The sequence below is a fragment of the Halomonas sp. G11 genome (assembly GCF_001663515.1).
Classification (GTDB): Bacteria; Pseudomonadota; Gammaproteobacteria; order Pseudomonadales; family Halomonadaceae; genus Vreelandella.
Genome location: NZ_LYXG01000001.1, coordinates 228,118 through 243,607 on the forward strand (window position 1 = coordinate 228,118; position 15,490 = coordinate 243,607).

Annotated in this window: 14 protein-coding genes; 5 read left to right on the top strand and 9 right to left on the bottom strand. The window is 58.2% G+C overall.

The window, feature by feature from the left end:
* Positions 1-10: 10 nt before the first annotated feature.
* The 3 genes from ADS46_RS00965 (at position 11) to moaB (ending at position 2,036) form a co-directional block, all read left to right on the top strand.
* A complete protein-coding gene (locus tag ADS46_RS00965; protein ID WP_066315016.1) occupies positions 11-1,108 on the top strand; it encodes a formate dehydrogenase subunit gamma in 1,098 nt (365 codons plus the stop codon).
* A gap of 88 nt (positions 1,109-1,196) precedes the next feature.
* Positions 1,197-1,514, top strand: a complete 318-nt coding sequence (locus ADS46_RS00970; protein WP_066315018.1) for a DUF1244 domain-containing protein — start codon at positions 1,197-1,199, stop codon at positions 1,512-1,514.
* A gap of 3 nt (positions 1,515-1,517) precedes the next feature.
* Positions 1,518-2,036, top strand: coding sequence for a molybdenum cofactor biosynthesis protein B (gene moaB, locus ADS46_RS00975; RefSeq protein WP_066315026.1), 519 nt, complete (start codon positions 1,518-1,520; stop codon positions 2,034-2,036).
* Between the two features lie 255 nt (positions 2,037-2,291).
* On the opposite strand, the gene ADS46_RS00980 is transcribed toward moaB, so the two are convergent.
* On the bottom strand, positions 2,292-3,746 hold the full coding sequence (locus ADS46_RS00980; protein WP_066315030.1) for an ATP-binding protein: 1,455 nt from the start codon (positions 3,744-3,746) through the stop codon (positions 2,292-2,294).
* A 296-nt stretch (positions 3,747-4,042) separates the two neighbouring features.
* Here ADS46_RS00980 and glp point away from each other — a divergent pair, with 296 nt between their 5' ends.
* Positions 4,043-5,248: a gephyrin-like molybdotransferase Glp gene (gene glp / locus ADS46_RS00985; protein ID WP_066315031.1), complete on the top strand. Its 1,206-nt coding sequence runs from the start codon at positions 4,043-4,045 to the stop codon at positions 5,246-5,248.
* Between the two features lie 13 nt (positions 5,249-5,261).
* Here glp and ADS46_RS00990 read toward each other — a convergent pair whose 3' ends face one another.
* Genes ADS46_RS00990 through ADS46_RS01000 form a run of 3 tightly spaced genes read right to left on the bottom strand, consistent with a single transcriptional unit; the run spans position 5,262 to position 7,487 of the window.
* The gene (locus tag ADS46_RS00990) at positions 5,262-6,428 is read right to left on the bottom strand and encodes a glutathionylspermidine synthase family protein (RefSeq protein WP_066315032.1); all 1,167 of its coding nucleotides are present in this window, start codon (positions 6,426-6,428) and stop codon (positions 5,262-5,264) included.
* Between the two features lie 18 nt (positions 6,429-6,446).
* Positions 6,447-7,058, bottom strand: coding sequence for a DUF1190 domain-containing protein (locus tag ADS46_RS00995; protein WP_066315033.1), 612 nt, complete (start codon positions 7,056-7,058; stop codon positions 6,447-6,449).
* 15 nt (positions 7,059-7,073) lie between these two features.
* Positions 7,074-7,487: a DUF350 domain-containing protein gene (locus tag ADS46_RS01000; RefSeq protein WP_066315035.1), complete on the bottom strand. Its 414-nt coding sequence runs from the start codon at positions 7,485-7,487 to the stop codon at positions 7,074-7,076.
* A gap of 351 nt (positions 7,488-7,838) precedes the next feature.
* Between ADS46_RS01000 and ADS46_RS01005 the strand changes: the two genes are divergently transcribed.
* Complete coding sequence (locus tag ADS46_RS01005; protein WP_066315041.1) at positions 7,839-9,434, top strand: solute:sodium symporter family transporter; 1,596 nt, start codon at positions 7,839-7,841, stop codon at positions 9,432-9,434.
* A 79-nt stretch (positions 9,435-9,513) separates the two neighbouring features.
* Here ADS46_RS01005 and ADS46_RS01010 read toward each other — a convergent pair whose 3' ends face one another.
* From ADS46_RS01010 to dctP, 5 genes are all read right to left on the bottom strand, one after another.
* Entirely contained in the window at positions 9,514-11,037 is a 1,524-nt protein-coding gene (locus ADS46_RS01010; RefSeq protein ID WP_066315042.1) for a malonate--CoA ligase, read from the bottom strand.
* Positions 11,034-12,389, bottom strand: coding sequence for a malonyl-CoA decarboxylase (locus ADS46_RS01015; protein WP_066315044.1), 1,356 nt, complete (start codon positions 12,387-12,389; stop codon positions 11,034-11,036). Before ADS46_RS01015 ends, ADS46_RS01010 begins: the two co-directional genes overlap by 4 nt.
* A gap of 13 nt (positions 12,390-12,402) precedes the next feature.
* Positions 12,403-13,737, bottom strand: coding sequence for a TRAP transporter large permease (locus tag ADS46_RS01020; protein WP_066315045.1), 1,335 nt, complete (start codon positions 13,735-13,737; stop codon positions 12,403-12,405).
* A 2-nt stretch (positions 13,738-13,739) separates the two neighbouring features.
* Positions 13,740-14,258 carry a TRAP transporter small permease subunit gene (locus tag ADS46_RS01025; RefSeq protein WP_082925924.1) on the bottom strand — a complete coding sequence of 173 codons (519 nt, stop codon included), beginning with the start codon at positions 14,256-14,258 and terminating at the stop codon, positions 13,740-13,742.
* 93 nt (positions 14,259-14,351) lie between these two features.
* Positions 14,352-15,347 (bottom strand): TRAP transporter substrate-binding protein DctP, encoded by a 996-nt coding sequence (dctP, locus tag ADS46_RS01030; RefSeq protein ID WP_066315048.1) that lies wholly within the window; start codon positions 15,345-15,347, stop codon positions 14,352-14,354.
* Positions 15,348-15,490: the final 143 nt, after the last annotated feature.

Consider the following 15,490-nt stretch of genomic DNA (forward strand, 5'->3'; position numbering starts at 1 on the left):
GAGGCTTTCCATGAACCAGTTGACTGCTCAGGCACCCGGTGGGGTGCCGCACCTGTCTCAATGGCAAGGAGTCTGGCGCTGGCTGCTGTTGGCCTTCGCCCTGGTGCTCAGTCTGGGCGTGGCGCAGGTAGCTCATGCCCAGGAAGCAGACCCCAATCGTGAAATGAGCACGGCGGCGCCCGGCATCGATGCGGACCAGTGGCGACAAGTCCGTAGCGGCGAGACCGGTCCCAACTACCGTGATTCGCGAGCTGACAGTAACTACAACCTGATCAACTCAAGCGGCGAAACCTGGCGTCAATGGCGTAACCGCTGGGTGTCGCCCTTCGGGTTGATCGTGATTGGCGGCATGATCGGGATCATTACGCTGTTCTACCTGATCATTGGTCGCAAGCATCTTGAAGAACCGCGAACGGGGCGCAAGCTTTTCCGCTGGCCGTTATTCATGCGTGCCTTGCACTGGTCGGTGGCGTCGCTGTTTATCGTGCTGGCCCTCACCGGTCTCAATCTGTTGTTTGGCAAGTTCGTCTTCCGTGGCCTGTTTGGCGATGCCTTCTGGGGATGGATGGTCTCTTCCTCCAAGGTGTTGCATAACTACCTTGGTCCGATCTTCGGTGTGCTGTTGATCGTGTTGTTGGTCAGCCTGATCAAGGACAACATGCCCAAAAAGCACGATCTTGAATGGTTCAAGAAGGGCGGTGGCCTCGTCGGCAAAGGGCACGTGGACGCCGGCTTTGCCAACGGCGGTGAAAAAGCCTGGTACTGGCTGCTTGCGTCGGTGGGGCTTCTGGTGGTTGCCAGCGGCTTTGTCCTCGACTTCCCCAACTTCGGTCAGGGACGCGACACCATGCAGTGGGCGAACCTCGTCCACGCGGTGGGCGCCCTGGGGCTGACGGCCGTGTCGGTCGGTCATATCTACATCGGTACCCTGGGTACTGAAGGCTCGCTGGAAGGCATGACCACTGGCTACGTCGATGAAACCTGGGCCAAGGAGCACCACAATCTGTGGTACGAAGAGGTCAAGGATCAGGCGGTCTCCGAGCAGGAGCTGGCTGACCGGAAAGCCTCAAAAGACGCAGGTGAATCACCCGCTCCTCGCTCCTCGTAAGGCGCGCTGGAATGTTGCAAAAGACACCGCCTACGGGCGGTGTCTTTTGTTATGCTGAGCTTAATTTCACACCATAGAGGTCACAGAGATGGACAAGTTTGACGATACCACCCGTACCGAGCTTGAAGCCGCTGCGTTTCGCCGCCTGTTACAGCACCTGGATGACAATAAAGACGTGCAGAATATCGACCTGATGATTCTGGCCGACTTCTGCCGTAACTGCCTTTCCAAGTGGCTGGTCAGCGCGGCGGAGGCGCGGGGCGAAAGCCTGAGCTATGAAGAGGCCCGCGAGTACGTCTACGGCATGCCTTACGATGAGTGGAAAGACCTCTACCAGGGCAAGGCAACGCCGGAACAACTGGCGGCGCTTGAGGCCCGGCAAGCGCAAAAGCGCGCCAAGGAGTAGCCCATGGAGCCGATGATTCCGCTGCGTATCGCGGTACTGACGATTTCCGATACGCGCACCGATGAGACCGATCGCAGTGGCCAGGCCCTGGTCGAACGCCTCTCTGAAGCCGGTCATCATCTGGTGGAAAAACGTATCGTACCCGACGATGTGTACACTATCCGTGCCGTCGTCGCCCAGTGGATTGCCGATCGTAACGTGCAGGTGGTCATTACCACCGGTGGCACTGGCTTTACCGGTCGCGACTCCACCCCCGAGGCCGTCAGCGTGCTGTTGGATAAGCATATCGAAGGCTTTGGCGAACGCTTCCGCCAGCTCAGCGGCGACGAGATTGGCAGTTCCACCATTCAAAGCCGCTGTTTGGGCGGGCTGGCCAATGCCACGGTGATCTTCTGCCTGCCGGGCTCGACCGGCGCCTGTCGCACCGGCTGGGACGGCATTCTGGCCGAACAGCTCGACAGCCGCCACAAGCCGTGCAACTTCGCCAACCTGGTGATCCCCGAGCGAGGCCAGCATGGCTGAACCAGTGCTTTTGTGCAGTGGTTAAGCGTCATTTGAATCGTTTCAGCATTTCATTGTCTGCTAGCGGGCGATGAAATGCTTTTTGTGATCGCGGCTACAAACGCTTTATTGCACGATTTCGCCTTTTTCAGGCAGTCCGATCAAAAGTGAATCAATAAAATCAACAATTAAGATGGCTTTAAGGCATTGTTTTTAAATAATTTTTTTTCGATTAAAAGCCGTGACTGATCGAGGAATCAAAACCCGATCAAGAAATCAGGCCCACCAAGGCACATAACCGGCTCTGGGGTGCTCAGGATCTGCCTCGCGAATCAGTCCTGTCTCTTTTGCTCTCCTGATGACGCCCGACGCCTGAGACGCATTCCTGCTTTCAATCCCAAAACGCTCACAAAGCGTTGCGTTCTTCATACGCTCCCCTGTCAGGAACTTCAGCACTGCATGGTGATAGCATGCTCTTAGCCGTTCTTCCGGCGTCATTTGTGCAAAATTTCGCGGCCCGTAAAGCATTACCTGCATGGCGTTGCCCTCTTCGCGGAAAAGAGGCGGTGGTAGCTGGAAGAGCTCTACCGAGGCAATTACCTTATCCAAGCCGCTGCCTTGCTCTTCACACATTCCCATACGGCGCATCAGTGACGCCAGTGCTTCGTTTCGGGAACGGGGTGGTAGGTCTATCATTCGGTCAGCAGGAACCAGTGGTTTACCTGGATTTGTGATCTCCATGCGGTCCTGAAACACTTCAACCTGTGGGCCGGCCCCGGTGATGGTCATGTCCTGATGAATCAGTGCGTTGGCAATCACTTCACGAACGGCAATGGTCGGAAATAAGGGTTCTTCGGAGCGCAAAGCGACGTCAATATGTTCATTTTTCGGCAGGATGCCATTAATAAACTCAATAAGCCCTTCAAAACCTACCGCATAGCCTTTTTTACCTTCAATCCGATGGCTTACTTGAGCCGCTCGGCTTTTACCGGCATAAGCAATAAATCTGACAGCTTTTCGTGATAAAGAGCTATCGAACTGACTGAGATCAAAGGCAAAAAGGATGGCCCCAAGATTGGTGATATTCCAGTGCTCGCCAACGTCTTTCTGTATTAAACGTTCAGCTGCCAGCTTTTCAAAAATTCCTGTGCGATTATCCGGGAGAGGCTGCTTGGTGAGTTTGAAATAACTGCTGTAATCAAGCAGGTCCAGCACTTCATCCCCGCTGGCGTACTGCCTGGCAACGGCATGTTCCCAGGTGTAGGGGCGTAGTCTTTCGATCAGTTGCTGATAGCGCTCTGGATAATCTGTCAGTTTGGGCGTCGCACTACCAATGCGAATGTAGGGAATGTTCTTGAAAGTAACGGGTGCAGACGTTGCAGCCGGAATTTCCAGAATCACCACCTTGCCATCCGGGTGTTCGACACGTCGAAACTGAAAAGCAATGCTGGGCTGCAGTTGGCGAGCTAACCAGAAAGCCAGCTCTTGCCCATGTGCTTTATGTGTATCCGGATTGAAGCTTGAGCCGATGACATTGTGCGAGGCGTCATCAATGCCCCACAGCATATAGGCGATATCTTTCCCGACCAGGCGGGCGGCATTGGCCAAGGCTGAGCAGCGAACGCCGATCATCTCAGGTTCAAAGTTATCTTTCTTGAATTCCAGCCAGTCGATTTCAGCACCTTGAGCCAGCAGTTCGTTGATCAGGTCTATATCGCGCTGGGCATTCACGCCACAATCTCCCCCAATGCGATGTCGCAGTCTGCCGCTTTCCAAAGGACATCATCAATGTTTCTGAAGGTTTGCTCGAACATGGGGTTTCCGATGTATTAAAGTGTCTTTCGAGGCATTTGCTAGGTACCGCAGTGGGCTGCGTCTCGCTTTTGGTCGTGGCATTCTACCGATACTGACAGGCTAATTCTTGGGCTCTGTAGTGACGATTCATTTGTTCTTAGGGACGATCATGCCACAACTTCAAAATATCCAGTACCCACATTCTGATCGGGTCATCCCCGAGCGAGGCCAACATGGCTGAGCTGCACTCAATCGATGATGCTCTGGCCGCGCTGCTGGCGGATATCACGCCTATGACGGCGGAGCGAGTGGCGCTTCCCGACGCGGCCGGGCGGGTGCTGGCTGAAGACGTTACCGCTCAGCTTGATGTGCCGCCGTATACCAACAGCGCTATGGATGGCTACGCGTTGCGGGCGGTGGATGCCGGGCAGCGGCTGCCGGTCAGTCAGCGGATTGCGGCGGGCACGCCTGCCATGCCGCTGGCGCCAGGCAGCTGCGCGCGCATTTTCACCGGCGGTGAAATTCCCCCGGGGGCCGACTGCGTGGTCATGCAGGAGCGCGTCGAGGTGGATGGCGATGCTGCCATCATTCCAGCGGATATTCCCGTCGGCGATAATGTGCGTCTAAAGGGTCGCGATGTGCGCCAGGGGGATGTACTGCTGAGCGCCGGTGAGCGTCTGGAAGCCGCCGCCCTCGGTCACCTGGCCGGGCAGGGGGTCACGGAGGTGGCCGTCCGCCGTCGGCCGCGGGTAGCGCTGCTGTCTACCGGGGATGAAGTGATTGACCCCGGGACGCCGCTCAAGCCGGGGCAGCTGTATAACTCCAACCGCCCCATGCTCACGCGCTTGCTTGCCACCTTTGGCGCTGAGGTGGTGAGCCAGATCAGCGTGCCCGACGATGCTGAACGCACCCGGGAACTGCTCGCCCGGGCGGCGGAAGATGCCGACGTGGTCGTCAGCACCGGCGGGGTGAGTGTCGGCGAAGAGGATCACGTGAAAGCCTCGCTCGAGGCACTGGGTGAGCTCACGATGTGGAAGCTCGCCATTCGGCCGGGCAAACCACTGGCGCTGGGCCATCTACCGCGGCGCCAAGGCGGGCAGGCGCACTTTGTCGGGTTACCCGGTAATCCCGTTTCCGGATTTGTCGGCGCCTGGCTGTTTTTACGCCCCTTGATGGGCGCGCTATTAAACTGCCCCGGCCTGGCCGCGCTGCCCTGCGTTACCGCACGGACTGAGTTTTCGACGTCCACCGGCCCGCGGCAGCACTACATGCGCGTGACCCTGACCTTTGACGCCGAGGGTGCCTACGCCAGGGCGTTTGATGATCAGAACTCGTCGGTTCTGTCCTCGTGTATTCAGGCCAATGCGCTGGCGGTGATCCCGCCTCACCGCGATATCGCCCGGGGGGATTCCATCAGCTGTTTATGGCTGATGGGCTGAAGATGAGCAACCCTTAGACAATGGCGTGGGGCACAAAGCAGGAAGAATCCTTGGTGATGTGCCCGACGTCCTCGCGGATGCCCATGCCGCAGGCGCGGTCGCCGACGACCCAACTGCCGATTAGCGCGTGATGATCACCAAAGCGCGGCATAGGGTGATAAGCCTGCCGAATCCAGGGGCTGTCGGTATAGGGGCCATCGACCGCTTCGCGCTGGCCCGTTGGGGTAATCAGTTCGACGTTGCTGCCTTCCCGCGAGAAAAACGGCTTGCGCACCCAGCCGGCGGGTAGCGGCGGGCTATCGGCTTTCTCGAAAAATGCCGGTAACAGGTTGGGGTGCCCTTCGAAGTGTTCCCAGAGCAGCGGCAAGATGCCTTTGTTGGATAATACCGCCTTCCAGGGAGGTTCAAACCAGTGAGTGTTTAGCTGGGGAATCCATTCACCAAAGGCGTCGTCGGCCATTTCTTCCCAGGGATACAGCTTGAACAGCGCATGGATGGGCTGGTCGTCGAGGTCGACAAAATAATCAACGGCGGGATGTCGGCCAATATCCTCGGTGTGGATAAAAGGGGCGTTGAGGCCTGCCTGCACCGCGATATCCTGCAGGTAGTGCACCGTGGCGCGCTCTTCGGCGTTATCCTTGACGCACGAGAAATACAGCGTGCGGTCCTCGAGACGATCGCCCAGGTGTGCCATGGCATTGATCAGCCGCTCCTGTATCGAGTTGTACTGGTCGGCGTGACGCGGCAGGATGCCCTGCGCCATGGCTTGCTCAAGCCACACCCACTGGAAGAAGCCCGCTTCGTAAAGCGAGGTCGGGGTGTCGTAGTTGAGCTCCAGCAGCTTGGCAGGGCCATCGCCCGAGTAGGCAAAATCCATACGCCCGTAGAGGTGCGGCTGACCGGCTTTCCACGAGTTATGGATGCTGTCCCACATGTGCTCTGGCAGCGCTAAACGCTGCATCAAGGCATTGGAATGGCAGACCTTATCGACCAGCTCCATGCACATCTCATGGATCGCCTCGGTGGGCGCCTCTATGTCGCGCTCTACCTGCTCCATGGTGAACTGGTAGTAGGCGTTTTCCTTCCAGTAAGGCTCGCCCTCGATGGTATGAAAATGAAAGCCCAGCTCGTGGGCCAGGGCTTTCCAGTTTTGCCGCTCGGGAATGTCGATTCGAAGCATGCTGACCTTTGCTGGCGGTTAGGAGCCCCAGCCACCCCGTGCGGATGAGCGCGAGCCAAAGCCACTACGCTGAGAAGAGGCGCGCACTGAGTTGCGCATGGACTCGTTGCGCTGCGAGACGCGCTGCGTTGCCTGGCTTGATGCGGTGTTCCAGTTGCCCTGGTTCTGGCGATTGCGGTACACCGGCTCTTGATAAACCCGCTCGAACGAGCGCCCGCGGCTGGTGTTGGACATCATGCTGCCGACCATATAGCCCATCATGGCAGGCATAAACCAGTTGCCGCCGCCGCTACCGGTCGCCGCCTGTGACTGCTCTTCGGTAGGCGCGGTACACGCGCCTTCGCCGTGTTCGGCCTCACAGTCTTCCAGAGTGTTAAAGCGCGGCACGTCCTCCAGCGAGGCGTCGTAGGCAGCCTCGCAGGCATTACGCGTATAAACATCCGCGGCGACGCAGTCCTCAACGCTTTGGAAACTGCGGGGTTCATCAAACTCGATCTCGGTAATGTGTTCTTCCTCGGGGGGTTGCCCGCAGGCGGTCAGGCCAAAGGCGCTGGCACCCATCATCGCGAGTGACAGGCGTGCGCTGCGTTTGCGTCTCGGCAAATGCGGTGTTTGATCGTATCTGGACATGTCAGCGGCTTCCCTTTACCACGTCATCGAGGCGGCGTTGAGCAAGCCAACGGCCACGGCGATGCTTGCCATTAAAATGCCGTAAGCCTGGTGGCCTTCGGTAATATGTTGCGACAGGCTTTCGCCCTGCTTGCGTAAAAACAGCTTCACGCCGAAGAACGTCGCCAACTGGACGATAAACGCGACCACGCCCCATAAAATGAAGTCGACAAAACTGATGGAGTTGGCCATGGCGCTATACAGCGGGATGGTAAAGCCCAGGATAGAGCCGCCGTAGGCGGTCGCGGCAGCCGCGTTGCCCTCGCGAATCAGCTGCCATTCGTGGTGCGGCGTGATGCGGCTATAGCAGTACATGAACGCGACCAACAAAATGATCGCCGCGACCAGGTAGGCAATAAAATATGGTAAACCCTGCAGGTAATGCAGCATGGACGTTGTTTCCTTGATGAAGGTTGAGAAAGTTGACGAGCGAAGCGGGTGTTCAGAATAAGGACTGATCGTCACGCGGCCGAATCACCTTACTTTAACACTGTGAACGTTCAGCGGCGTAGCCAATCGTGACAACGGCTAGTCCCTCGCTAGAGCGGATTCAAATGTCTGATATTTAAAATTTTTTGTTAGAAAAACACCTCGTTACGCATTTTATTGCGACTAAAGGCGAATAGAAGAATCGAGTCACCGTTCTACAATCTCTCGCCACTCGGTAAATTTACCTAAATCCACTGCGCTGATGTTTTGTGTTCCACGCGAGCATGCGCGACCGCCCCGAAGGATGTTCTTATGCATGCCCTCACCCTGGCGTCATTTCTATTCTTCACTTGCCTAGTGGCCTTCATCACCTGGCGCATTACGCGACGGGATGATCACAGCAGCACCAGCGGTTATTTCCTGGCAGGGCGAACGCTGACGTTCCCTCTCATTGCCGGGTCGCTGTTGATGACCAACCTGTCCACCGAGCAGATGGTGGGCCTGAACGGTTCAGCCTTCAGTGATGGCCTGAGCGTGATGGCCTGGGAAGTGGTGGCCGTCATTGCCCTGGTGGCGCTGGCGCTGTTCTTCCTGCCGCGTTTCCTGAAAAGTGGTATTGCGACCCTGCCGCAACTGCTGTTGATCCGCTTCGATAAAGGCACGCAACTGATCGCCAACGTGATCTTCCTGATTGCCTACGCGGTGATTTTGCTGCCGATCATTCTCTACTCCGGTGCGGTAGGGCTGCAGGGTATGCTCGACCTGCCCGCGCTGACCGGTATCGAATCACCGACCACGCTACTCTGGCTGACGGTATGGGTCGTGGGGATTGTGGGCGCCATCTATGCGCTGTTCGGCGGGTTACGCACGGTCGCGGTGTCCGACACCCTTAACGGCGTCGGTCTGCTGATTGGTGGCTTTGTGATCGTCTACTTCGGCCTGCAAGCCGTCAGCGGTGGTGACGGCATCATGGAAGGCTGGAATACACTGAAGACCAGCAATCCCGACAAGCTCAACTCGATCGGCGGTAGTGATCAACAGGTGCCGTTCTTTACGCTGTTCACCGGTGTCTTCCTGATCAACCTGTTCTACTGGACGACCAACCAGCAGATCATCCAGCGGACCTTTGCCGCTAAAAACCTCGCGGAAGGCCAGAAGGGCGTACTGCTGACCGGCTTCTTCAAGCTGCTGGGCCCGCTTTATCTGGTGCTGCCAGGGATCATCGCCTATCACCTGTACGCCGATGATGGCATTCGCGCCGATGAAGCTTACGGCCACCTAGTGTTTAATGTGCTGCCGCCGTACCTCACCGGTTTCTTTGCCGCGGTCATGGTCGGGGCGATTCTGTCGTCGTTCAACTCCGCGCTGAACAGCACGACGACCATCTTCAGCTTGGGTATCTACAAGCAAGTACTCAAAAAAGACGCCACTGAAGAGCAGGTGGTGAAGTCGGGCAAGGTGTTTGGCTGGATCATGGCCATTACGACCATGACCATTGCGCCGTTGCTTGCCGGTCAGGAGAGCCTGTTCGGCTATCTGCAGAAGATGAACGCGATTTACTTCATCCCGATTCTGGCGGTGGTGCTGGTGGGGCTGTTGACCAAGCGCGTGCCGCCGATGGCGGCCAAAATCGGCCTGGTGGGTGGCTGTTTGCTGATTGCCGCGGGCTATTTTGTGCCGCCCTTCGACAAGTTACCGGCCGTCATGCACGAGTTCCATTTTGTCGCGGCGGTATTCGTGCTGTTGGTGGCGATGATGCTGTTGATTGGCAAGCTGCGTCCCCGCGAGACCGACTGGGTTCAGGAACATTCTGGCGATGTTGACCTTACGCCGTGGAAGGGTGCGGTGCCTACCGGTATCGTGCTGGTGATACTGGTGGTCATCATGTACGCGGCGTTCGCCGGATAATTCATGTGACGGGCAGCTAACCTGCGACCGCTTAACGCCCCATGACCATTGATCTGGCATGGGGCGTTTGCGTTGCAATTTACGCGGACTGATAGGTGTCGTGGAAGCGTTTGCGTAGCTCGTTTTTTTGCACCTTACCCATGGTGTTGCGCGGCAGGGTATCGATGAAGAACACGCGCTTGGGCTGCTTGTACTTGGCAAGCTTGCCCTGCAGGTGGTCGAGGATCATGGTTTCGTCGAGGTTGGCTCCCGGCTGGGTGACCACGGCGGCGGTGACGCCCTCGCCAAAGTCCGGGTGGGGCAGGCCGATAACAGCAGACTCGGACACTCCCTCCAGTTCGTCGATGACCTGTTCTATTTCCTTGGGATAGACGTTGTAGCCCCCCGAAATCACCAGGTCCTTATCCCGACCAACGATATGCACATAGCCCTGCTCGTCCACCTGGGCAAGATCGCCGGTGATGAAAAAGCCGTCTTCAAGCAACTCCTCGCGGGTTTTTTCTGGCATTCGCCAGTAGCCGATAAACACATTGGGCCCACGAATCTGCAGCATGCCGATCTCGCCGGGGGCGACCTCATCGCCGGTTTCCCTGTCGGTGATACGCATTTCCACGCCGGGCAGCGGCATGCCCACGGTGCCCGCACGACGCGCCCCGTGGTAGGGGTTGGAGATGTTCATGTTGGTTTCGGTCATGCCGTAGCGCTCAAGAATGGCATGCCCGGTCTTGGCCTCGAAGGCCTCGTGGGTCTCGGCGGTCAGCGGGGCAGAGCCCGACACAAACAGCCGCATGTTGGCGGTAACCTCAGGCGTCAGGCGCGGGTCCTGAACCAAGCGTGTGTAGAAGGTGGGCACGCCCATCATCACGCTGCCGTGGGGCAGTTCCTCGAAAATCACGTCGGCGTCGAATTTGGGCAGGAACAACATGCTGGCACCGGCCATCAGGGTGACGTTGCACGCGACAAAAAGCCCGTGGGTATGAAAAATCGGCAGCGCGTGGATCAGGCGATCCTCGGCGCTGAAGTGCCAGGCCTCGACCAGGGTTGCGGCGTTGGAGGCCAGGTTCTGGTGGGTCAGCATGGCGCCCTTGGAGCGCCCGGTAGTGCCCGAGGTGTATAGAATCGCCGCCAGGTCGCGGTCACCAAGCTCGGCGATGTCTTCATGGGGATTGGCATCCGCGGCCTCGTCCATCAGGCTGCCGTCGGCTGCGCTGCCCAGAGTGACAACCGCCGGGCAGCCGGTATCGCTGGCAATGCGGCGGGCCTCGTCGACATCGGCAGGTCGGCAGACAAACAGCGCGGGCTCGGCATCGCTCAAAAAATAGCGGATTTCATCGCCAGTGTAACCGGTGTTCAGGGGCAAATAGACCCCGCCCATGCGCAGGCAGGCAAGGTAAAGCAGAATGGCTTCCGGGCTTTTATCCACCTGGACCGCCACGCGGTCGCCCTGACGAACGCCGAGAGCGGTTAAGGCGCCGGCCAGGCGGGCGCTCTGGGTCAGTGCATCCGCGTAGGAGTAGCGGCGACCTTCACGGGTGGTAATAAAGTCGGCGTCCCCGCGCTTGTGCATTCGTGTGGCAAAGGTGGCAAACATATTGTGGTTCATTTGGCAGGTTCTCCCTTGGCCAGCTTGCGCGACCGTTTGGCGAGGTCGCGCACGTCGCTCGAGCAGGCAATGGTGCCCTTGGCGGTATAATTTTCGTGGTTACGCTCAATGTCATCCAGCACGTAAAGGTAGTTGACCATCAGCCCAGCGGCTTGCTTGATACCCTTGTCAGACGTGTCGCCGAGCCAGTTGATACGCTGAAGCTTGGCGCCATTGCCCAGGTGGAAGCGGGCAACGGGGTTAAGCGGTAAACCGTGGCGGTTTTTTTCGTCGATCAGGTAGTGGGCAGCGAGCGGTTGCAGCGTTGCCTTGAGTCGCTCCTGACGCTGTTTATCCTGGTGCCATCCCGGCGTGTCCAGTTCTGCCAGGGTGTCGCGGACGCTGGTCGGCCAATGGTCGTTCTGGCGCTGTTCGTTGAGCCATTGGGCAAAGCCAGGCACCGGTGAAAGCGTCACGAAGTACTTCAACTGGGGAAGCTCCTGGGAAAGCTCCTGTACCACCTGCTTGATCAGAAAGTTGCCAAACGAAATACCGCGCAGGCCGGTTTGGCAGTTGCTGATACCGAAGAAGGCAGCGCTGTCGGCGTCTTCGGGGTCTTCAATGCCACCTTCTGAACCCGACAGGATCGGTTGGATGCGGCTGGGCAGGCCTTTATGCAGCGCCACTTCCACAAAGATCAGCGGTTCATCGCCGATGGCGGGGTGGAAGAACGCAAAGCAGCGGCGATCGCGGGCGTCCAGACGGCGGCGCAGGTCGTCCCAATCCTGAATTTCATGCACCGCTTCGTAGCGGATGATTTTCTCGAGAATCGACGCGGGTGTATTCCAGTCGATGCGCTTGAGCATCAAGAATCCGCGGTTGAACCAGGAGCCGAACAGGTGGGCAAAGTCGTCATCGATAGGCGCAAGCTCGGGCTGATCGCGCAGGAGGGCGAGCAGGTCCTTGCGCATGTTGACCAGCTCATAGGTGCCGTCGCTGGCAAAGTTCAGACGCCGGAACAGTTCCTGGCGAAGCGGCTCGCAAGCCTCAAAAAGCTGTTGCAGGGTGCGGTTATCCCGCGCGTCGCGATAGGCGGCGTAAGCGCTGTCAATGTGCTCGGGCTCGGCAGCGAAGTCTTCGGCGAGGCGTTTGAAAAAACGTAGTTTCTCATCCTGCGAGAGGCGTCGATAAACCGCCAGGGCACGGCTGGCCAGGGCAATGCTCGAGGCCTCGCCGTCGCTTTCCAGTAGCGCCTGGCAGGCCTTGACCAGGTGCGTATGGTCCACCGCTGAGGCGACAGATTGACGCCGCCGCAGCAGCGCATCGCGCTGGGTAATGTTGTTGAACAGTTCCTGAAGAAACATCATGTTCATGGTCTTACTCCTTTTAGCCCATGATCAGGTTGGGCAGCCACAGGGCCAGGCCCGGGAACAGGCACAGCAACAGAATGGCCAGCACCATGCACAGCGCATAGGGCAGGCTACCCAGCAAGATGTCGCGCAGCGAAATATCCGGCGCAATGCCCTTGATAATGAACAGGTTGAGACCGACCGGCGGGGTGATAAGACCGATTTCCAGGTTGATGGTGAGAACCACCGCGAACCAGTAAGGATCAAAGTTTGCCGCCAGGATGATCGGCAGCAAAATCGGCGCGGTCATGACAATCACAGCCACCGGCGGCAGGAAGAAACCCGCGACCAGCAGAAAGACGTTGATGACCCCCATCAGCACCCAGCGGTTGACGTCCATATCGGCAATAGCGGCCGCCACGGTCTGGGTAATGAACATCGACGACAGTGCATAGGCGAACACCTCGGCGCAGGCGATGACCAGCATGATCATCACGCTTTCGCGCAGCGAGTCGCGCATGATCAGCTTGATCGGCCCGATCTGCCACATGCGGTAGATCAGGATGGCCAGCATCAGGCATAAAAACGCCCCCACGCCTGCCGCTTCTGATGGTGTGGCGACGCCACCGTACAGCGCGAACAGGATGCCCGCCACCACCCCGAGGAAGGGCAGGACGCGCACTACGGCTTTCAGGTTACTGTCGACATTCTGCTGAACGGTGGTTTTGAGCTTCTCAGCAGATGCTGCCAGAGGATTGGCGTAACCGCCCGCCAGCTTGCAGGCGATGATCGTCCAAACCATGAACAGCCCGGCGAGCATGAAGCCGGGTATCACACCGGCAATGAACAGCCGACCGATGGAGGTTTCGGTGGAAATGCCGTAAATGATCATTGTCACGGAAGGCGGAATCAAGATGCCCAGTGTGCCACCTGCGGCAATACAGCCGGCCGCAACGCCGTCGGGGTAGCCCCGCGTGCGCATTTCCGGAATGCCCATTTTGCCGATGGCCGCACAGGTCGCGGGGGAGGAACCCGAAAGTGCGGCGAAAATTGAGCAGGCGCCGATGTTGGATACCGCAAGGCCCGCCGGTAACCTGCCCATCCATAAGTCCAGCGAGCGGTAAAGGTCACGCCCGGTAGGCGAGGACGCAACGGCCGCCCCCATCAGAATGAACATGGGAATGGCCACAAAGCCGAATTCGGCAATCCGGTCAAAAAACGTTTCACCAAAGTAGGTGAGTTCTGCTAGCCCGCGGTCGTAAAGTAGCGCGAGCAGCGAGACACCCCCCAGCGCGAAAGCAATAGGCGTGCCGATGGCCATCATGAAGATCAGGCCCACGGCGACGATAATGCCCAGTGTAATCGGATCCATGGTCAGCCCTCCCCACGCAGCATATCGGCGACGTACTGGAAAGCCAGCAAGGTTGTGCCAACCGCCATCGGCAGGAGCGCGGGCCACAGCGGTGGGTTCCAGACTGAGCCGGTGGTCCACTCACCATGGAGGGCCTCAAATACGTAGACCCAACTGGCATAGGCGAGCGCGGCGCAGAAGGCAAAGCCAAACAGCGAAGCGAGGGTCAGCATCACTTTGCGGCCGATTCCCCCAATGGCATCAGGCAAAATAGTGATGGCCACATGGCCGCCGGTCATCAGCACGTAGGGGCTGCCCATCAGCATGGCGCCGGTGACGGAGAAAATCGTGAACTCGGTTTGCCAACTGGTGCTCCAGCCGAGCACATAGCGAGTAAATACCATCTGACAGATGACCAGCACCCCGCCAATGAACATGGCGCAGGCGATATAGGCCGAAACGCGCGATAGTCGATCCATTGCCCGAATATAGCCACCCATCAGGCCGCTGCGTGTTGCCGAGGTGTGTGTTGTTATCGACATAAGTCCCTCATCAGCTAGGTTCATCAAGCGGGTAAGCAGCGAAGCGTGTCGGCTGCCCGGAGGATGGCCGGCACGCTTGATCGTGGCAGTGACTTACTCCACGGCGAGTGCCGCATCGATGATGGCTTGGCCGTTAGGGACATTCTCGGCAAAGTTCTTGTAGGAGGTTTCGCGGGCGATCTCGAGCCAGGCGTTGTAGTCGTCTTCGGTCATTTTGACGACCTCGACGTCGTTTTCTTCATAGACATCGACCATCTGCTGGTCAATGGCGGCCGCTTCTTCCGCAAAGAACGCCTCGGCTTTTTCGCCCGCCGCCATGAGGGCTGTCTGCTGCTCTTCATTGAGCCCCTGCCAGACCTGTTCTGAAATTAGGATCGGCTCATACATGAACCACAAGGCGTAGTCGCCGGGTTGGGTCAGGCAGTCAACCTGTTCGTAAAGGCGGTAGGACACGAACGACATCGACGACGTATTGGCAGCGTCGAGGACGCCGGTTTGCATGGCGGTGTAGATTTCCGATGACGGCATGGACGCGATAGACGCCCCGGCGGCTTCAAGCATTTCTTCGAACGCCGGGCCTGCGGCACGGAAGACCTGACCATCGACGGTGTCTGGCGAGGTAATGCACTGCTCGCTGGATGCAAAACCGCCTGACAGCCAGGCATCGGCCAGCACGCGCGCGCCGCCTTCCTGAATGACATCCTTGATCATGTCCATGTATTCAGAGTCGTTAAGACGCTGGGCGTGCTCGTGGTTGCGCACGAGGCCGGGCATCAAGGTGGCGGAAAACTCCGGGTGACGGCCGCTGGCATAGTCCAGCGGCAGGGCGGTGATATCCAGCCGCCCCCGTGCCAGCGCGCCCCATTGTTCCCGCGCCTTGAACAGCGATTGACCCGGATAGACTTCTATTTCAAGGCCCACGTCGGCGTTGGCCACTTCTTCGGCCATCATCTGGACCATTTCGTCGCGTACATCGCCCTGGCCGCCAGGAAACTGGTGGGAAGCGCGCAGTACGGTATTTGCTGAGGCGTGCGAAGCGGCGATTGCCAGTCCTAAAGCGGCGGCAGTGACTAGGTGGTTACGTTGCATGTGGCGTCTCCAACGGTTGTTGTTGTGATCTTGGATTGGCTTTATGTATTCATCAGTCGAGCTGATATATACATCAATAGGCGTTGTGTATGCTAATGTCAACTTTATGACATATTCTTTCTGTATGATTTAGCGCTGCCAAA